This window comes from Streptomyces sp. NPDC001714, assembly GCF_042892755.1.
In the GTDB taxonomy this organism is placed as follows: domain Bacteria; phylum Actinomycetota; class Actinomycetes; order Streptomycetales; family Streptomycetaceae; genus Streptomyces.
The window spans coordinates 23,194-41,373 of sequence record NZ_JBIAUL010000013.1 but is presented as its reverse complement, the minus strand read 5'-3'; the positions used below and the strand labels follow the sequence as shown (position 1 = coordinate 41,373).

17 protein-coding genes are annotated in these 18,180 nt (G+C 72.8%); 6 read left to right on the top strand and 11 right to left on the bottom strand.

The features are described from left to right. Positions 1 to 1,224: 1,224 nt before the first annotated feature. A complete protein-coding gene (locus ACFY0P_RS30565; protein WP_388920131.1) occupies positions 1,225 to 2,427 on the top strand; it encodes an amino acid deaminase/aldolase in 1,203 nt (400 codons plus the stop codon). A gap of 3 nt (positions 2,428 to 2,430) precedes the next feature. Here the strand turns inward: ACFY0P_RS30565 and ACFY0P_RS30560 are convergent, their stop codons facing one another. Genes ACFY0P_RS30560 through ACFY0P_RS30545 form a run of 4 tightly spaced genes read right to left on the bottom strand, consistent with a single transcriptional unit; the run spans position 2,431 to position 6,823 of the window. Next, positions 2,431 to 3,234 (bottom strand): DUF2510 domain-containing protein, encoded by an 804-nt coding sequence (locus tag ACFY0P_RS30560; protein ID WP_388920845.1) that lies wholly within the window; start codon positions 3,232 to 3,234, stop codon positions 2,431 to 2,433. Positions 3,235 to 3,282: 48 nt separating this feature from the next. Then, positions 3,283 to 4,074: a 3-oxoacyl-ACP reductase gene (locus ACFY0P_RS30555; protein ID WP_351704150.1), complete on the bottom strand. Its 792-nt coding sequence runs from the start codon at positions 4,072 to 4,074 to the stop codon at positions 3,283 to 3,285. Next, positions 4,071 to 5,450, bottom strand: a complete 1,380-nt coding sequence (locus ACFY0P_RS30550; protein WP_388920128.1) for an aldehyde dehydrogenase family protein — start codon at positions 5,448 to 5,450, stop codon at positions 4,071 to 4,073. The genes ACFY0P_RS30555 and ACFY0P_RS30550 overlap by 4 nt, the downstream gene beginning before the upstream one ends. Positions 5,451 to 5,458: 8 nt before the next feature. Then, positions 5,459 to 6,823: a glutamine synthetase family protein gene (locus ACFY0P_RS30545; protein ID WP_388920125.1), complete on the bottom strand. Its 1,365-nt coding sequence runs from the start codon at positions 6,821 to 6,823 to the stop codon at positions 5,459 to 5,461. Between the two features lie 105 nt (positions 6,824 to 6,928). Here ACFY0P_RS30545 and ACFY0P_RS30540 point away from each other — a divergent pair, with 105 nt between their 5' ends. Together ACFY0P_RS30540 and ACFY0P_RS30535 are read left to right on the top strand one after the other, a co-directional pair. After that, positions 6,929 to 7,663, top strand: a complete 735-nt coding sequence (locus tag ACFY0P_RS30540; RefSeq protein WP_388920122.1) for a FadR/GntR family transcriptional regulator — start codon at positions 6,929 to 6,931, stop codon at positions 7,661 to 7,663. Positions 7,664 to 7,722: 59 nt separating this feature from the next. Beyond that, positions 7,723 to 8,415, top strand: a complete 693-nt coding sequence (locus ACFY0P_RS30535; protein WP_388920119.1) for a gamma-glutamyl-gamma-aminobutyrate hydrolase family protein — start codon at positions 7,723 to 7,725, stop codon at positions 8,413 to 8,415. 639 nt (positions 8,416 to 9,054) lie between these two features. Here the strand turns inward: ACFY0P_RS30535 and ACFY0P_RS30530 are convergent. Further along, on the bottom strand, positions 9,055 to 9,975 hold the full coding sequence (locus ACFY0P_RS30530; RefSeq protein ID WP_388920116.1) for a LysR family transcriptional regulator: 921 nt from the start codon (positions 9,973 to 9,975) through the stop codon (positions 9,055 to 9,057). Between the two features lie 70 nt (positions 9,976 to 10,045). Between ACFY0P_RS30530 and ACFY0P_RS30525 the strand changes: the two genes are divergently transcribed. Next, positions 10,046 to 11,164 (top strand): TDT family transporter, encoded by a 1,119-nt coding sequence (locus tag ACFY0P_RS30525; RefSeq protein ID WP_388920113.1) that lies wholly within the window; start codon positions 10,046 to 10,048, stop codon positions 11,162 to 11,164. Here the strand turns inward: ACFY0P_RS30525 and ACFY0P_RS30520 are convergent. The 3 genes from ACFY0P_RS30520 to ACFY0P_RS30510 all read right to left on the bottom strand — a co-directional run bounded on the left by ACFY0P_RS30520 (position 11,076) and on the right by ACFY0P_RS30510 (position 13,042). Next, positions 11,076 to 11,777, bottom strand: coding sequence for a helical backbone metal receptor (locus tag ACFY0P_RS30520; protein WP_388920111.1), 702 nt, complete (start codon positions 11,775 to 11,777; stop codon positions 11,076 to 11,078). The two genes, ACFY0P_RS30525 and ACFY0P_RS30520, sit on opposite strands and share 89 nt — an antisense overlap. Positions 11,778 to 11,883: 106 nt before the next feature. Continuing rightward, positions 11,884 to 12,456, bottom strand: coding sequence for a helix-turn-helix domain-containing protein (locus ACFY0P_RS30515; RefSeq protein ID WP_388920108.1), 573 nt, complete (start codon positions 12,454 to 12,456; stop codon positions 11,884 to 11,886). Positions 12,457 to 12,607: 151 nt separating this feature from the next. Then, positions 12,608 to 13,042, bottom strand: coding sequence for a hypothetical protein (locus tag ACFY0P_RS30510; protein WP_388920106.1), 435 nt, complete (start codon positions 13,040 to 13,042; stop codon positions 12,608 to 12,610). Positions 13,043 to 13,372: 330 nt separating this feature from the next. Here ACFY0P_RS30510 and ACFY0P_RS30505 point away from each other — a divergent pair, with 330 nt between their 5' ends. Beyond that, the gene (locus tag ACFY0P_RS30505; protein ID WP_388920842.1) at positions 13,373 to 14,302 is read left to right on the top strand and encodes a 5'-3' exonuclease H3TH domain-containing protein; all 930 of its coding nucleotides are present in this window, start codon (positions 13,373 to 13,375) and stop codon (positions 14,300 to 14,302) included. A gap of 137 nt (positions 14,303 to 14,439) precedes the next feature. Next, positions 14,440 to 15,285 (top strand): siderophore-interacting protein, encoded by an 846-nt coding sequence (locus tag ACFY0P_RS30500; protein ID WP_388920103.1) that lies wholly within the window; start codon positions 14,440 to 14,442, stop codon positions 15,283 to 15,285. A gap of 75 nt (positions 15,286 to 15,360) precedes the next feature. Here ACFY0P_RS30500 and ACFY0P_RS30495 read toward each other — a convergent pair whose 3' ends face one another. From ACFY0P_RS30495 to ACFY0P_RS30485, 3 genes are all read right to left on the bottom strand, one after another. Further along, positions 15,361 to 16,137, bottom strand: a complete 777-nt coding sequence (locus tag ACFY0P_RS30495) for an ABC transporter permease (protein WP_388920101.1) — start codon at positions 16,135 to 16,137, stop codon at positions 15,361 to 15,363. Then, positions 16,134 to 17,147: an ATP-binding cassette domain-containing protein gene (locus ACFY0P_RS30490; protein WP_388920098.1), complete on the bottom strand. Its 1,014-nt coding sequence runs from the start codon at positions 17,145 to 17,147 to the stop codon at positions 16,134 to 16,136. Before ACFY0P_RS30490 ends, ACFY0P_RS30495 begins: the two co-directional genes overlap by 4 nt. A gap of 197 nt (positions 17,148 to 17,344) precedes the next feature. After that, entirely contained in the window at positions 17,345 to 17,974 is a 630-nt protein-coding gene (locus ACFY0P_RS30485; RefSeq protein WP_388920839.1) for a PadR family transcriptional regulator, read from the bottom strand. Between the last annotated feature and the right edge of the window lie 206 nt (positions 17,975 to 18,180).

Sequence of the window (18,180 nt, the reverse complement as noted above, 5' to 3'; positions counted from 1 at the left end):
CGTTCGAGCCGTCTGGGCCCGGCCGAGCCGGTGGTGCCCCCGGTCGTGCCGTCCGACGGCGCGGACGGCGTGCCCGGGCGCGCGGCCGACGGGCCCGTGGCTCCGCGCCGCTCGTCCGACGACGGCTCCGGTTCCGACGCCGCGCGCAGGGGGCGCAGCGGGGCGGTCGGTTCCGCCCCGGAGTCCGCGCGCCGCGGCGACGGGCCCGAACCGTACGACAGGCGGAACGGCGCGGTACGCCCGGTCTCCCGCCCGGGGGACGCGGGCGGCACAGCGCGGCCGGACTCCCGAGCCGAGGAGGCCGCAGGCCCCCGTCGACCGGTCTCCCCACCCGCGAACGCCGACGGTGCCGGCGGCACCGCCCGACCGGGCTCCCGGTCGAAAGCCGTCGGGGGTGCGTCCGGGAAGCGGGCCGAGGCCGGTGGTGGGGGCGGGGACGTGGTGGGGGTGCTCCGGGGCGGCTGGTCCTGCGGGGGTCGGAGGCTGGGACGGCGGGGCCGAACGATGCGTTCGGCGGACGTCGAGCGGCCGACAGCCCGGTCCCCCGCACCCTGTTCGACCTGCCCCACCGCACCGCCCCGGCTCGTCCGCTCATCACGACTCTGCTGCCCACCGGGCCGTCCCGGCAGCTGGTCCTGCCCGGAGGTCCCGGCCCCGCCAGTGGATACGTCCGGCCGCTGCGACCGGTTCACCCGGCTCGGCCGGTCGAAGAACCCGGGCCGGTCCGCCCGGCGGGACGCGTCGGCCGTGCCCGGGACAGCGCCCCGGCCGTCGCCGTCGTACCCCGGTCGATCCGATCGGCCGGACACGTGGGCCGCGTGCGGGACATCGCCCCGGCCGTTCCCGCCGTTGCCCGGCCGGGCCCCGTCGGCCGTTGGCGCGGGCTCCCCGGCGGGCTCCGTCGGGGCGGGGCCGGGCGCGGGGCGTCGCGGGTTCGGGGCGTGCTGCGCTTCGCCGCTCATGCCCCCCCGTTTCCTCGTGCCCGGGCCAACTCCTCGTACGGGCCGTCGTGCTCCCCGGCGCGAAGGCGTCCGCCCCCGGGCACGCATACCCGCACGCGCGGATCCGTATCCCGGCGCGGGTCAGGCGGCCGGGCCGTTCCGCCGTACCTGCGCGTCACTCTACGGCTTGTGCGAGCGCGAACGGCAACCAGTCCGCGGGCCCGCGGCTTCTGCCCGGATCGTCCCCCTACCCTGCGGTAATCCTGTCTGGCAGGCTTCGTTCATGACTGCGCGCGCCGCCGACCGGGCCCGTTACGACCGGGCCACCGCCCACCTCGACGCCCCTCTCGCGATCGTGGATCTGGAGGCCTTCGACGCCAACGCGGACGATCTCGTGCGCCGGGCCGGCGGCAAGCCGATCCGGGTCGCGAGCAAGTCCGTGCGCTGCCGCCACCTGCTGGAACGGGTCCTCGCGAAGGAGGGCTTCGCGGGGATCATGTCGTTCACGCTCGCGGAGTCGCTGTGGCTCGCGCGGTCGGGGTTCGACGACGTCCTGCTGGCGTATCCGTCCGCCGACCGGAGCGCGTTCGCGGAGCTGGCCGCCGATCCGAAGCTGGCCGCCGCCGTGACCGTGATGATCGACGACCCGGCGCACCTCGACCTGATCGACGCCGCCCGTGACGGCGGCAGCGAAGTGGTCCGGGTCTGCCTGGAGTTGGACACCTCGCTGAAGCTGTTCGGGGGCCGGGTGCGGGTCGGGGCCCGGCGCTCGCCGCTGTACTCCCCCGTCCAGCTCGCCGACCTGGCCCGGACCGTGGCCCGGCGGCCGGGCTTCAGGCTGGTCGGGATCATGGGGTACGAGGGGCACATCGCCGGCGTCGGGGACGACGTCGCCGGCCGGCCGCTACGCTCCCGCGCGGTGCGGCTGATGCAGGCCACCGCCCGCCGTGAACTGGCCGAGCGGCGCGGCGCGGTGGTGCGGGCGGTCCGGGCGGTGGCGCCGGACCTGGAGTTCGTCAACGGCGGCGGCACGGGCAGTGTGCAGACCACGGCGGCAGAGGACGCGGTCACCGAGATAGCGGCCGGATCGGGTCTGTACGTGCCGCGCCTCTTCGACAACTACACGTCGTTCACCGGCCGTCCGGCCGCGCTCTTCGCCATGCCGGTGGTACGGCGCCCCGGTGTCGGGGTCGTGACGGTCCTCGGCGGCGGCTACCCGGCCTCGGGCGTCGCGGGCCCGGACCGGCTCCCGGTGCCGTACCTGCCGGAGGGGCTGTCGTACGACGCCCAGGAGGGTCCCGGCGAGGTGCAGACCCCGCTGCTCGGCGCCGCCGCTGACGACCTGCTGATCGGCGACAAGGTGTGGTTCCGGCATGCCAAGGCGGGCGAGCTGTGCGAGCGGTTCGCCGAGCTGCAGCTGGTCGAGGGCGACCGGGTGACGGCGACCGTACCGACGTACCGGGGTGAAGGTCACACCTTCCTCTGACCTCTAACCGACCGGGCGGATGCCGCTGGTGATCTTGTCCATGTCGGACAGCGGCGGTCCGTCCGGGCCCGCGTCGAAGACCAAGCGGACGACGGCCGGGGCCGGGACGCCGGTGGCGGACGGGAAGGCCACGGACTGGACGTAGCCGCCCGGTCCGTCGGCGGTCCGTACCCGCCAGCGGACCAGGTAGCCGTCGCGGCCCGCCACCGCGACCCGTCCGGACCTGACGACCTGGTGGGACCGGATGCCGCCGAAGGGCCGCCGGCCACCGGGATCGTGGCCGTAGGCCGCCTCGGCCGCGTCGGGTACGTCCCGTTCGGCGGCGGTGCGCGGGGAGGCGCCGTCGGCGCTGCCCGCCGTACCGCTGAGGACCTGGCCGTGCCGGCACCGGCCGGTGTGGGCCGGGCAGGCGTAGGTGCCGTCGGTGGTCATCACGACGTCGTCCTGGGCGAGGTACGAGGAGCCGGTCCAGCCGGCCGGCACCGGCAGGGTGATGCCGTTGAGCTGGTCGACGACGAGCGACGGGGGCGCCGCCGCGCTGGGGGCGGCGCGGACCGTGGTGTCGGCTCCGCCGCTCGCCTCGTCGGTGCGGAGCACGGTCGCGCCGGAGACTATCGCCGTCGCCAGCACGGCAGCGGCGGACGTCAGCGCGACCGCCTTGGCCCGTCCGGACGCCCGTGCCGCCGGGGTAGGCGGCACGGGGAGGCCGGACGGGGTGCGCCGGTGCTCGGTCCAGTCCCGTCCGTCCCACCAGCACTCCAGGTGCGGGGCCTCGGGGTCGGCGTACCAGCCGGGCGGCGGCGTCATGCTCACTCCCGCACTGTAGGACGGGGGTCGGGGTCCGTACACGGACTCCTAGAGGGGCGTGACGTACGCCCCAGAGATCCCGCCGTCCACCAGGAAGTCGCTGGCGTTGACGAAGGAGGAGTCGTCGCTGGCCAGGAAGGCGACGGCGGCGGCGATCTCCTCGGCCTCGGCGAACCGGCCGAGCGGGATGTGCACCAGGCGGCGTGCGGCCCGCTCGGGGTCCTTGGCGAACAGCTCCTGCAGCAGGGGGGTGTTGACCGGTCCGGGGCAGAGCGCGTTGACGCGGATGCCCTCCCGGGCGAACTGCACGCCCAGTTCACGGGACATGGCCAGGACCCCGCCCTTGGAGGCGGTGTAGGAGATCTGACTCGTCGCCGCGCCCATCCGGGCCACGAAGGACGCCGTGTTGATGATGGAGCCCTTGCCCTGCTGCCTCATGTAGGGGATGGCGGCCTTGCAGCACAGGTAGACGGAGGTGAGGTTGACCTCCTGGACGCGCTTCCAGGCCTCCAGTCCGGTCTCCAGGATGGAGTCGTCGTCGGGCGGCGAGATACCGGCGTTGTTGAAGGCGATGTCGACGCTGCCGTAGGTGTCGAAGGCCGTCTTGAACAGCGCCTCGACCTGCTCGGCGTCGGTGACGTCGACCTTGACGAAGAGGCCGCCGACCTCCTCGGCGGCGGCCTTGCCGCGGGTCTCGTCGACGTCGCCGCAGACGACGTGGGCGCCCTCGGAGGCCAGCCGCCGCGCGGTGGCGAGGCCGATGCCGCTGCCGGCTCCGGTGATGACGGCGGTACGGCCGACGAGCCGGCGGCAGACGATGTCAGGGGTCTCAGCGGTCACTGTGCGGGGCCTTCCGTGCTGATGAAGACGTTCTTGGTTTCGGTGAAGGCGGTGAGCGCGTCCGGGCCGAGCTCGCGGCCGATCCCCGACTGCTTGAAGCCGCCGAAGGGGGTCCAGTAGCGGACGCTGGAGTGGGAGTTGACGGACAGGTTGCCGGCCTTGACGGCCTGGGAGACGCGCAGGGCGCGGCCCACGTCGCGGGTCCAGATCGAGCCGGAGAGGCCGTAGTCGGTGTCGTTGGCGAGCCGGATCGCGTCGGCCTCGTCCTCGAACGGGATGACGACGGCGACCGGTCCGAAGACCTCCTCGGCGGCCACGCGCGCGCGTGGGTCGACGCCGGTGAGGACGGTCGGCGGGAACCAGAAGCCGGGGCCCTCGGGCGCCTTGCCCCGGACGCCGGGCGCGTCCGCGTCGACGTACGAACGGACCCGCTCCAGCTGGGCCTTGGAGATCAGCGGGCCCATGTCCGTCCGCTCGTCGGCCGGGTCGCCGACGGTGACGGACTCGATCGCGGGGGCGAGGAGCTCCAGGAAGCGGTCGTAGGCCGGGCGTTGGACGAGGATGCGGGTGCGGGCGCAGCAGTCCTGGCCGGAGTTGTCCAGGAAGGACATGGGGGCGGCGGCCGCGGCGGCCTCGATGTCGGCGTCGGCGAAGACGAGGTTGGGGCTCTTGCCGCCGAGTTCGAGGGTCACGCGCTTCACCTGGTCGGCGCAGAGCGCCATGATGCGCCTGCCGATCCGGGTGGAGCCGGTGAACACGATCTTGGCGACGCCGGGGTGGCGGACCAGGGCCTCGCCCGCGATGTCGCCGCGGCCGGGCAGCACCTGGAAGAGGTGCTCGGGCAGGCCCGCCGTCAGGGCGAGTTCGGCGAGGCGGAGGGCGGTGAGCGGGGTCGTCTCGGCGGGCTTGAGGAGGACGGCGTTGCCGGCGGCGAGGGCGGGGGCGGTGCCCCAGGCCGCGATGGGCATGGGGAAGTTCCAGGGGGCGATGACGCCGACGACTCCGAGGGGTTCGAGGAGGGTGACGTCGAGGCCGCCGGGGACCGGGATCTGACGGCCGGTGAGCCGTTCCACTCCCCCGGCCGCGTAGTCGAGCAGGTCCCGGACGTTGCCTGCCTCCCATCGCGCGTTGCCGATGGTGTGTCCCGCCTCCCGGACCTCCGACCGGGCGAGTTCCTCCCGGTGTTCGTCGACGGTGACGGCGAACCGGCGCAGCAGCCGGGCCCGTTCGCCGGGTGCGAGGGCGGCCCACCGCTCCTGGGCCCGCGCGGCCCGTCGTACGGCGGTGTCGATGTCCTCCTCCACGGCCCCCGGGACGGTCGCGATCACCTCCTCCGTGGCCGGGTTGAGGACGTCGAGTTCGTACTGTTGCGACAAGGGGTGCCTCACATGCGTTCGAAGGAGCGGCGCAGCTCCCAGTCGGTCACCGCGGCGTCGAAGGCCTCCAGCTCGACGCGGGCCATGTTGCGGTAGTGCGCGACGACCTCGTCCCCGAAGGCGGCCTTCGCGACGGGGCTGTTCTCCCAGAGCTCGGCGGCCTCGCGGAGGGTGGTCGGGACGTGGGCGAAGTCGGCGGTGTAGGCGTTGCCGGCGCAGGCTTCGGGCAGTTCCAGCTGCTGCTCGATGCCGTACAGCCCGGCCGCGACCAGGCCGGCGACGGCGAGGTGCGGGTTGACGTCGCCGCCGGGCAGCCGGTTCTCGAACCGCAGCGAGCGGCCGTGGCCGACGACGCGCAGCGCACAGGTGCGGTTGTCCTGGCCCCAGGCGACGGCGGTCGGGGCGAAGGAGCCCGGCTGGAACCGCTTGTAGCTGTTGATGTTGGGGGCGTAGAGGAGCGAGAAGTCGCGGAGGGCGGCGAGCTGCCCGGCGAGGAAGTGCCGCATCACGTCGGACATGCCGTGCCCGTCGGAGGCGGCGAAGACGTTGTGGCCGTCCGCGTCCGTCAACGACAGGTGGATGTGGCAGGAGTTGCCCTCCCGCTCGTTGTACTTGGCCATGAAGGTGAGGGAGACGCCCTCCTGGGCGGCGATCTCCTTGGCGCCGGTCTTGTAGATGGCGTGCTGGTCGCAGGTGACAAGGGCCTCGTCGTAGCGGAACGCGATCTCGTGCTGCCCGGGGTTGCACTCCCCCTTGGCGGACTCGACGGTCAGTCCGGCGCCCGCCATCTCGTTGCGGATCCGGCGGAGCAGGGGCTCGATCCGGCCGGTCCCCAGCACCGAATAGTCGATGTTGTACTGGTTGGCCGGGGTCAGCCCCCGGTAGTTCGCGTCCCACGCAGCCTCGTAGGTGTCCTTGAACACGATGAACTCCAGCTCCGTACCGACCTGTGCGGTGTAGCCGAGTTCGGCGAGGCGCTCCAGCTGGCGGCGGAGGATCTGCCGGGGCGCGGCGACGACCGGGGAGCCGTCGTTCCAGGCGAGGTCGGCGATGAGCATCGCGGTGCCGGCATTCCAGGGCACACGGCGGAGGGTGGCGAGGTCGGGGTGCATGGCGAAGTCGCCGTAGCCACGGTCCCAGGAGGACATCGCGTAGCCGTCGACGGTGTTCATCTCGGTGTCGACGGCGAGGAGGTAGTTGCAGCCCTCGGTGCCGTGGCGCAGGACCTCGTCGAGGAAGAAACGGGCGGCGAACCGCTTGCCCTGCAACCGCCCTTGCATGTCGGGGAAGGCCAGGACGACAGTGTCGATCTCACCGCTGGCGACGTGGGTGTGCAGTTCCTCGACGCTCAGCGGGGGTGTGCGGTCTGCCACGGGAGCTCCTTCGGCTTCTTTCGCGATGGTGCTGCGCTTCTGCGGCCGGGTGGGGGGCTCTAAGGTATTGAAGAGAACCATTGCTTGGGAAGGGGGTACGGCCATATGTCGCTGGACGCGGACGGCGCCCTCGACGACCCGTTGACTCCGGTGCTGCGACCGGTGCGGGCGGGCAACGGCTTCGAGGAGGCGCTGGAGCAGATCCTGCAGGTCGTCCGGCTGGGCCTGGTCCCGGGCGGCGAGCGGCTGCCCGCCGAGCGGGTGCTGGCGGAGCGGCTCGGGATCAGCCGGGTGACGCTGCGCGAGGTCCTGAAGGTGCTTCAGGACCAGGGCCTGGTGGAGTCCCGGCGCGGGCGGTACGGCGGGACGTTCGTGCTGCCGCGCACGGACGCGGGCGGCGAGGACGAGCTGCGGCGCCGGATCGCCGAGGTCGACATCGAGGACGTGCTGCGCTTCCGCGAGGTCCTCGAGGTGGGTGCGGCGGGCCTGTGCGCGGCGCACGGGCTGACCGGCGAGCAGGCGCTCCGCCTCCGCGAGGCGCTGGCCCGCACCCACGAGGCACCGCTGGCGGACTACCGCCGCCTGGACACCCTGCTCCACCTGACGATCGCCGAACTGTGCGGCTCCCCCTCCCTCACCGCCCAGTACGCGGCGGTACGGGCCACGGTCAACGACCTCCTCGACTGCATCCCGCTCCTGGTCCGCAACCTGGAGCACTCGCAGCGCCAGCACATCGCGCTGGTGGAGGCGGTGCTGGACGGGGACGCGGACGGCGCGCGGGAGATGATGCGGGAGCACTGCGCGGGGACGGCGGCGCTGCTGCGGGGCTTTCTGGCGTAACGGCCCACAGGCATGCCATAAAGGTACGCACGCACACCTTTATGCAACGGGAGGGGTCCATGACCGGACGGCCGCTGATCGGCGTGAGCACATACCTGGAGGCCGGGACGCGCTGGGGCGTCTGGGAGCTGGAGGCGGCCCTGCTGCCGGCCGGCTACCCGCGCCTGGTGCAGCGGGCGGGCGGGCTGGCCGCGATGCTGCCGCCGGACGACCCCGGGCACGCGGCGGCGACCGTGGCCCGGCTGGACGGCCTCGTGATCGCGGGCGGCCCGGACGTGGAGCCGGTCCGTTACGGCGCCGAGCCGGATCCCCGCACCGGCCGGCCCGCCCGCGCCCGGGACGCGTGGGAGCTGTCCCTGATCGACGCGGCACTGGCGGCCGGGCTGCCGCTGCTCGGCATCTGCCGGGGCATGCAGCTCCTGAACGTCGCCCTCGGCGGCACCCTGGTGCAGCACATCGACGGCCACGCGGAGGTGCCCGGCGTCTTCGGCCGCCACGACGTCAAGCCGGTCCCCGGTACGCGGTACGCCGAGACGGTCCCGGAGGAGACCGCCGTGCCCACCTTCCACCACCAGGCGGTGGACCGCCTCGGGGAGGGGCTGCTCGCGTCTGCGCACGCGGCGGACGGCACGGTCGAGGCGGTGGAGCTGGCCGCCGAGCGCGGGTGGGTCCTCGGGGTGCAGTGGCATCCGGAGATGGGGGAGGATCTGCGGGTGATGCGGGCGCTGGTCGCGGCCGCGTCGGCGTCCTGAGCCGGGTTTTCGCCCCCGCCGCCCCTACCCGTCCCGTCCTCCAGGGGGCGTACCCCCTTCGACCGCCCGCTTCGGGGGCTGCCGCCCCCGCACCCCCGCATCGGCCTGAACGGCCTCGTCCTCAAACGCCGGACGGGCTGGAATGTGGCGCCGGCCGACCGTCATCCTCAAACGCCGAACGAACCGGAGGGTCCGCTCCCCTCCAAACCCCAGACAGGCCGGAGGGCACGCCCCCCAAAAACCAGACAGGCCGGACGGCACGCCCCCCCCAAAAAAAACCAGACAGGCCGGAGGGCGCGCTCCCCCAAACACCAGACAAGCCGGATAGATCCCCCCAAACAGCAGACGGGTCGGACGGCACACCCCCCCCAACACCGGACGGGTCGGGTCGCGGGCTCCCCCCAAACACCAGACAAGCCGGACGGCACGCTCACCCAAACACCAGACAAACCGGACAGCACGCCCCCCAAAAAACCCAGACGGGTCGGACGGCACGCCCCCCAACACCAGACGGGTCGGATCGCGGGCTCCCCCCAAACACCAGACGGGTCGGGTCGCGGGCTCCCTTTCAGGTGACCGAGTCGGGTGGTGGGTGGGCGGAGGGTTCGGGGGTTCAGGGGGCGGAGCCCCCTGGGGCCGTCAGCCGCGGGTCAGGGAGAGGAGCTCGCGGGCCGGGCCGGTCGGGCGGTGGCCTGTTGGCCAGACCGCTCGTAGGTCGCGGCGCAGTGCGATGCCCTCCAGCGGGATGCTGACCAGCCGTCGCATCGACAGCTCCTCCCCCACCGCCAGTTCGCTGAGGACCGCCGGACCCGCGCCGCTGACCGCCGATGCCTTCACGGCCGTGGTCGACGACAGTTCGATCAGCGGGCGGGCCAGGCCGCCCAGCGCCGCGTCGAGGACCTGGCGGGTACCGGAGCCGCGTTCGCGGAGGATCAGCGGGGTCGCCGCCAGCTCCTCCGCGGCGAGCGGGCGTCGGCGACGGGCCCAGGGGTGGGCGGGCGCGACCACGACGATCAGGCGGTCGTGGGCTATCACCGCCGAGTCCAGGCCGTGCGGGACCGTCAGGCCCTCCACGAAACCCAGGTCCGCCTCGTCCGCGAGCAGCCGTTCCGCCACCGCCGCCGAGTTGCCGGCGAGCAGGGACACCGCCGTATCGGGGCGCTGGGCGCGCAGCGCGAGCAACCAGCCGGGGAGCAGGTACTCGGCGATGGTCATGCTCGCCGCGACCCGCAGCCGCGAGTCCCGCCGGTCCCGGAGCGCCTGCGTCCCGGCGTCGAAGGCCTCCGCCGCCTCCACCACCCGCCGCGCCCAGTCGGTCACCAGCGCCCCCGCGTCCGTGAGCCGGGAGCCACGCGGTGACCGGTCCACCAGGGCCACGCCCAGCTGCCGTTCCATGGAGCGGATCCGGCTGCTGGCCGCCGGCTGGGTGATGCCGACCTCCCGCGCCGCCGCCCCGAGGCTGCCCAGCCGCGCCACCGCCAGCAGCAGCTCCAGCGCGCCGAGGTCCGGCACCCGGTGCGCCAGCGTGCCGCCGCCCGCCCGTTCCTCCGTCTCGCTCATAAGACCAGCTTATGCCCCCATAGAGAAGGACTCCCTGGTCGCGGCCCCACAACGGCAGGACCGTGGACTCATGGTCATCGCAGTCCGGAATCTCGGCCCCAACTGGTACGCGTCCGTCATGGGCACCGCAGCCCTCGCCCTCGGCGGTGCCGCACTCGGCGCCGACGGCCCGCGCGAGCTCTTCGTCGGCATCTGGGCGCTGTCCCTGGTGCAGCTCCTGGTCCTGCTGGCCGCCCGCGCCCTGCACTGGGCCTACCACCGCGACCAGGCCCTCGCCCACCTCCGCGACCCCGCGGTCGCCCCCTTCTACGGGTGCCTGGCCATGGCCCTGCTCGCCGTCGGCGGCGGCGCCCTCGCCCTCGGGCGGAACTGGATCGGCGAGCCGGCCGCCGTCGCGCTCGACTCCGTGCTGTTCGTCGCCGGTACCGCGGTGGGACTCGTGGCCGCCGTCGCCGTGCCGTACCTGCTGGCCGTACGCCACCGGGTCGAGCTCGGTCAGGCCTCCCCGGCGTGGTTGCTGCCGCTGGTCGCGCCCATGGTGTCGGCCGCGCTCGGGCCGCAGCTGGTCCCGCGTCTGCCGCCCGGGCAGCCCCGCGAGGCCCTGCTCTACGGCTGCTTCGCGCTCTTCGGGCTGAGCCTGCTGGCCACGCTGCTGATGCTGACGCTCGTCTTCGCCCGGCTGGTCACCGGCGGTCCGCTGCCCCCCGTTCTGACGCCGACGATCTTCCTGGTGCTGGGCCCGCTCGGGCAGTCCACGACGGCGGTGGGCGCCTTCGCGGACCTCGCCCCCGGCGTCGTACCGGCACCGTACGCGGCGGGTTTCGGCCTCCTCGCCGTGCTGTACGGCGTTCCGGTCATGGGGTTCGCGCTGCTGTGGCTGGCGCTGGCGAGCGCGCACGTGGTGCGGGCCCGGCGGCACGGCATGCGGTTCGCCATGACCTGGTGGGCCTTCACCTTCCCCGTGGGCACGTGTGTCACGGGCGCCACCGCGCTCGGGCGGCACACCGGGTTCTCCGGCTACCACTGGCTGGCGGTGGGTCTGTACGGCCTGCTCGTCGCCGGCTGGCTCGCGGCCGCCTCCGGCACCGTACGCGGGCTGCTCAGCGGTGAGCTGCTCGCAGGGCCTCGCCCAGCACCCGTGGCGCCTCGGCCAGTGACGGTCCGTACCACGTCAGGTGCCGTCCGCTGAGCAGTGCGCACGACAGCCCGGGGAAGGCCTCCGGGCCGTCGGCGGCGGTGAAGCGATAGGGCTCGTCCGGGAGGACGACCAGGTCGGGGGCCGCGTCGAGCAGTTCCCCGACCGGGACGCGGGGGTAGCGCTCGGGGTGGTCTCCGAAAACGTTGCGGACGCCGAGCCGGGCCAGCACGTCACCCGCGAACGTGTCCCTGCCCAGGACCATCCACGGCCGCCGCCAGATCGGTACGACCGCCGTCGCGAAAGGCTCGGGCATCGGTGCCGACCAGGCCTGCTCCGCCTCGTCCAGCCAGCGGGGGCGGCCGCTCGCCCCGCACGCGGCCAGTACTCTCGTCAGCTCGCGGAAGGCCTGCGGTACGTCCCGCACCTCCGTGACCAGGACCGCCACGCCGGCGGTGCGCAGGGCGTCCAGGTCGGGGGCGCGGTTCTCCTCCTCGTTGGCGACCACCAGGTCGGGGGCGAGGGCGAGGATGCGGTCGAGGGCGGGGTTCTTGGTGCCGCCGATGCGGGTGAGGCCGAGGCCGACGGGGTGGGTGCACCAGTCCGTGGCGCCGACGAGGACGTCAGGGAGCGTTTCTGCGATGGCCTCGGTGAGGGAGGGGACCAAGGAGACTACGCGCCGTGGTCCTGTGCGGGTACGTTGTGGCTGGTCGCGCAGTTCCCCGCGCCCCTTGCGGGGCGCTTCGGAGTGAGGCGACCGGGAACCGGGGCTGTCAGCGCTGGCGATCGTGGACTGCCTCGATGTGCTCCGCCACCGCGACCACGATGACCCGGGTGTCCGGGACCGTCGCGCGCCAGCGGTGACGGACTCCGCCGGTGAGGTAGAGGGTGTCGCCACGGCCGAGGCGGTAGGCGCGGCCCTCGGCCTCGATCTCCACGGCGCCGTCGGCGACGTACATCAACTCGTCGTTGCGGTGCTGGAATTCGCGGCCGGCGTCGTGGTCGCCGGTGAACTCCGAGGCGTGCAGCTGGTGGTGACCGCGGACCAGGGAACGCACCTGGGGTGCGAAGTCCGGCTCGGTGGCGCCGTCGGCGCGTACGACGTCGACGCTGCACGCCGGGTCGGCGGCGGCGAGGAGTTCGACGGCCGTGGTGCGCAGGGCGTCGGCGAGCTTCTCCAGGGAGGTGCGGCTGGGGCGGGCCCTGTCGTTCTCGACCTGGCTCAGGAACGGCACCGAGAGGCCGCTGCGCTCGGCCACGACGGCGAGGGTGAGCTCCAGCGCACGGCGGCGCCGCCGGACTGCCGCGCCCACCCGCACGGGCTGCTGGTCTTTGTGGTCGCCCATCGCTCCGGCTCCCTCCTTCGCTCGTCGTTCCGTCCTTCGGGTGCCCCGCTCGGGCCGGGCCCCTCCTGATGGGTTCTCTGCACCCTACGCATGTTCGGCAAACCGTTTCAGGCGGCCGTCACATCCCTGTCACGTCCGGTGAGCGCGACCCTCACAGTTCGCGCCAGTACCCGAGCTCGCCGGACTCACCGGGCGCGGCCTCCTCCTCCGGGACGAACACGCTGACCAGGAGGGCCGGACGACCGCCCGGGTCGGTGATCAGCGCGGCCAGCGGATCGGCGAAGGCCCGGCTGCCGCCGGGGGTGCGCGGACTCAGCCGGTCGGCCCGGCCGGAGGCGGGGTCGTAGGCATACGTGGACCAGCTCCCGAAGTCGTTCCGCAGGCGCTGGCCCTCGATCAGGACGAGAGGGCGCCCCACGAGTTCAATGCGTGCGCGGTCGCCGATGTTCCCGGCGGTGCCCCAGGCGAGGAGTACCTGGTCGAGGCGGTGATCGGGGCCGGCCCGCCAGAGCGTGAAGTCCCGCGGGGCGGCCCGGAGTTGGCGGTCGGTGGCGCAGTCGGTGCGGTAGTGGCCGGTCAGTTCCACGGTGTCGCCGTGGATCGCGGTGACGTCGGGGGTGCCCGCGGCGCAGCGGGACAGGGTGCGGGGCGCGTCGAACGCACGGTCGGCCGTTCCGGCCAGCAGGGCTGAAAGGCTTGGGTAGTGCCGTAGCGCTATGTGGTTGGCCGGATCCTTTTCGTAGGCGAGGACCCATCCGCCTGGTGCCGTCGGCGTGCAGGGAGGGCTGACTGGTGCCGGGGCCGAAGTCGTCAGAGGCTACGGCCCCCGCTGGGTCCGGAGCGGGGTGGGCGGGGTGGACTTCACCACACGGGCGGCCGCACGGGGAGCCCGTCGCCGTCAGTGCCGTACGGCATGATGCCTGGCGTGACCGCACGACTGATGCTTCTCGACACCGCCTCGCTGTACTTCCGCGCCTACTTCGGCGTCCCGGACTCCGTGAAGGCGCCGGACGGCACGCCGGTGAACGCCGTACGCGGGCTGCTGGACTTCATCGACCGGCTGGTCAAGGACCACCGCCCGGACCTGCTGGTGGCCTGCATGGACGCCGACTGGCGGCCGCAGTGGCGGGTCGACCTCATCCCCTCCTACAAGGCGCACCGGGTCGCCGAGGAACACGAGACGGGGCCGGACGAGGAGCAGGTGCCGGACACCCTCTCCCCGCAGGTGCCGGTCATCGAGGAGGTGCTGGACGCGCTCGGCATCGCCCGGGTCGGTGTCGCCGGGTACGAGGCCGACGACGTGATCGGCACCTTCACCGCGCGCGCCGCGGGCCCGGTGGACATCGTCACCGGCGACCGCGACCTCTACCAGCTGGTGGACGACGCGCGTGGGGTGCGGGTGCTGTACCCGCTGAAGGGTGTCGGCACGCTGCAGACGACCGACGAGGCGTGGCTGCGCGAGAAGTATGGGGTCGACGGAGGCGGGTACGCGGACCTGGCACTGCTGCGCGGCGACCCGAGCGACGGCCTGCCGGGGGTGCCGGGCATCGGCGAGAAGACGGCGGCGAAGCTCCTCGCCGAGTTCGGCGACCTGGCCGGGATCATGGCCGCGGTCGACGACCCGAAGGCAAAGCTCACGCCGTCGCAGCGCAAGCGGCTGGACGAGGCCCGGCCGTATGTCGCCGTGGCGCCGAAGGTGGTCCGGGTCGCCGGTGACGTACCGCTGCCGGACGTCGACACAGCTCTGCCGAAGGCCCCCCGGGACCCGGCGCGGTTGAACACCCTTGCCGCCCGCTGGGGTCTGGGCGGCTCGCTGAACCGCCTGCTGGTGACGCTGGAGGCCTGAGGCCTGAGGCCTGAGGCCTGAGGCCTGAAGGAATGCTTCCGGCAAAACCCGCCCATCAAGTGTTCATGGAAGAGGTGTTAACCGGAAGGGAAGTGCTAACTTAGGTAAACCTAACCAATTGAGCAGGGAGGCCGGTCATGGCAGAGCGCCCGGGACGTAAGCCGCGTAAGCCCCATTCCGCTCAGGTGGTGCGCACCGAACGGCTGAGCCCGCACATGCAGCGCGTGGTCCTCGGCGGTGACGGGCTGGCCGACTTCGCCGCGGACACCTGCACCGATCATTACGTGAAACTCCTCTTCGGACCGGCGGGCGTCACCTATCCGGAGCCCTTCGACCTGGAGCGGATCCGCGCCGAGTTCCCCCGCGAGCACTGGCCGGTGACCCGCACCTACACCGTGCGCTCCTGGAATCCCGAACACCGGGAGCTGACCCTGGACTTCGTGGTGCACGGCGACGAGGGCCTGGCCGGGCCGTGGGCCTGCCGTGTGCAGCCCGGCGAGACCGTGCGCTTCATGGGCCCCGGCGGCGCCTACGCCCCCGACACGGGCGCCGACTGGCATCTGCTCGCCGGTGACGAGAGCGCGCTGCCGGCGATCGCCCGCGCTGTGGAGTCCCTGCCGGCCGGGGCGAAGGCGTTCGCCTTCGTCGAGGTCTCCGGCCCCGAGGAGGAGCAGAAGATCGACTCCGATGTGGAGGTCGTCTGGCTGCACCGGGGCGAACGGCCGGTCGGCGAGGCCCTGGTCGCCGCCGTACGGGCGCTGGACTTCCCGGAGGGCCGGGTGCACGCCTTCGTGCACGGCGAGGCGAGCTTCGTGAAGGAGCTGCGGGCGCTGCTGCGCGTCGAGCGCCAGATCCCGCGCGAGGACCTGTCGATCTCCGGTTACTGGCGTCTCGGTCACAACGAGGACGGCTGGCAGGCCTCCAAGCGCGAGTGGAACGCCCGGATCGAGGCGGAGCAGGAGGGCGGCGCGGCCGCGGCCTGAGCGGACCGGCGGCACCTCGCGAGGAGGTGCCGCCGCCCTTTGCCGGTCACTCCGACCGCCGGCGCGACGCGCGGGTCACACCGACCGCTGATACGACCTGAAGGTCCTGATCGACAGCCACACGGCCGCCACCGCCAGCGCCAGCAGCGCCCCGCCGCGGCCGAGCACCGCACCCCAGTCGGGGTCCGCCGACAGCGCCGAACGGCTCGCCACCATCGCCCAGTTGAGCGGGTTGAAGTCGGCGATGTGCCGCATCCAGCCGGGCATCTGGGACGGCGCCATGAACGCGCTGGACAGGAAGGTCAGCGGGAGCAGCAGGAAGGTGTTGATCCCGATGATCGACTCTCGCTCCCGCACCAGCATGCCGAGCGCGTTGGACAGCGCGCCGAAGATCGTGCCGAGCAGTACCGCGGCCACGAGCAGGACGGCTGTGCCACCGATTCCACCCGGGTAGTCGGCGCCGCCCAGCAGGCCGAGCAGCACGATGATCAGTGACTGGCCGGCGGTGACCAGGCCGTTGTTCACCACGTTGCCGTTCATCAGCGCGGCCCTGCTGACCGGTGTGGTCAGGAACCGGTTGAGGGTGCCGCGCTGGATCTCCTCCAGGGTGCCCATGCCCGCCCACATGTTGGAGCTGAGGGCGCTCATCACGACCACGCCCGGCACCAGGTAGTCGAGGTAGGAGGTGGTGCCGAAGCCGCCCAGCTCGACGACCTTCCTGAAGAGGTTGCCGAACAGGAACAGCCAGATCACCGGCTGGATCAGGGTGATGACGGCGAACGCCGGCTGCCGGGCGAACACCACCAGCTGGCGCTGGGTCATGTACCAGGTCTGGGACAGGGCGTTGCTCATCGCGCACCTCCGGCCAGGGTGAGGGAGCCGGAGTCGGCGGTGTCGGCCTCCGCGTAACGGCGGCCGGCGTAGCGCAGGTAGACGTCGTCGAGGGAGGGCCGGGCGACGGTCGCGGCGACCACGGTCACCCCGGCCCGCTCCAGGGCGGCCAGCAGCGCCGGCATCGCGGCGGCCCCGTCGTCGGCGCGGGCGCTGATCCGACGCCCGTCGAACAGCGCCTCGTGCACGCCCGGCAGTCCGGTCAGCGCGCCCGTGAGCAGGGTGCGGCCGGCTTCCCCGGGCGCCTCGCGCAGCTCCACGTGGACGGCGTCGCCGCGCAGTTCGCCCTTGAGGGAGTCGGGGGTGCCCTCGACCACGACCCGGCCGCGGTCGACGATCGCGATCCGTTCGGCGAGCCGGTCGGCCTCCTCCAGGTAGTGCGTGGTGAGCAGGATGGTCAGGCCCTCCTGGCCGGCCAGCCGGCCGATCTCGTCCCACATCGCGGTGCGGGCCTCGGGGTCGAGACCGGTGGTGGGCTCGTCGAGGAAGAGCACCTCGGGGCGGTGGACCAGGCCGAGGGCCACGTCGAGCCGGCGCCGCATGCCGCCGGAGTAGCCCTTGACCTGGCGGCCGGCGGCCTCGGTGAGGGTGAAGCGGTCCAGTAGCTCGTCGACCCGGCGATTCAGCCCGGCCCCGCGCAAACCGTAGAGCCTGCCCTGGAGTTGGAGGTTCTCCCGGCCGGTGGCGACCGGGTCGGCGCCGGAGTTCTGGGCCACCACGCCGATCGCGCGGCGCACCCGGTCGGGGTGGCGCAGCACGTCGTGGCCGGCCACGGTGGCGGTGCCCGAGTCCGGGCGGGCCAGGGTGGTGAGGATCTTGACGGTGGTGGACTTGCCGGCGCCGTTGGGCCCGAGGAGCCCGAAGACGGTGCCGGGTTCGACGGTGACGTCCATGCCGTTCAGCGCGGTGACGTCACCGGGATAGGTCTTGATCAGCTGGCGCGCCTGCACTGCGGGCGCACGGGTGTTCATGACAGGGCTCTCCTGAATGAGCGGATGACAGATGACAGGGGATGACAGCTGATCCACCTGAGGAGCGCCGGGCTATCCTGGATGTGCCGCACCTCGATCGCCCGGATCTGCCCCACGGCGGATTCAGCTCGGGGTCCGAGACCCTGGCGGAGCTGCTCCAACAGCTCCGCCGGGGTCTGTTTCTCTCGCAGCTTCCTCTACTGCTGTCCCACCTCCGTGAACTCCGGCGGGAACTCGCCGGTCTCGTGGAACCGGCGCCAGCCCTCGACGCCCGGCAGCGAACCGTCCCGTATCTCCCGCACGAAGCCGCGGACCCAGTCCGTCTGCGCCTCCAGCATGTGCAGGTGGTACTCGACCTCGACGACGAAGAGCCGGGGCAGCGTCTCGTGCAGCTTCTCGAGCACGGCCCTGCCGCCGGCGACCTCCACCTCCAGGGAGCTCAGCCGCGTCTCCAGCAGGTGCGCGACCTCGTCGGGCGGCAGGGCACCCATCAGCGAGAGCGCCGTCTCGAAGATCGGGTACTCCTTCGCGGGGACGGCCATCAGATCGGACAGCCAGTGGATCATCTCCTCGCGCCCGGCGTCGGTGATGCCGTAGACCGTGCGCTCCGGGCGGTTGCCCTGCCGCTCCACGTCGGCCACCTCGACGAAGCCGTGCTTCTCCAGGTTCTGCATGACCGTGTAGAGCGAGCCGTAGTTGATCCGGGTGCTGGTGTCCTTGCCCTGACGGCGCATGGTCTGGGCGATCTCGTACGGATGCATCGGCTTCTGCCAGAGGGTCGTCAGCACGACGAGCGCCAGGGGATTGCTGAGCTTGCGCCGCTTCATCGCCACACCGATCACCTCGTCTCCGAATATCCGTGGCCGAACATATCGCGAGTCGACCGGACTCGTCAATACACACGATGTATCGCGTCTGAGCGGACTCCGCAAGGGCGTGAGGACTTGGGCCCGCCCCGGACACGCCCGCGTGACGCGTCCGAAACAGCGCGTCCCTAATTTCTGTCGCCCGACAGGAAATCAGCGCTTTCCGT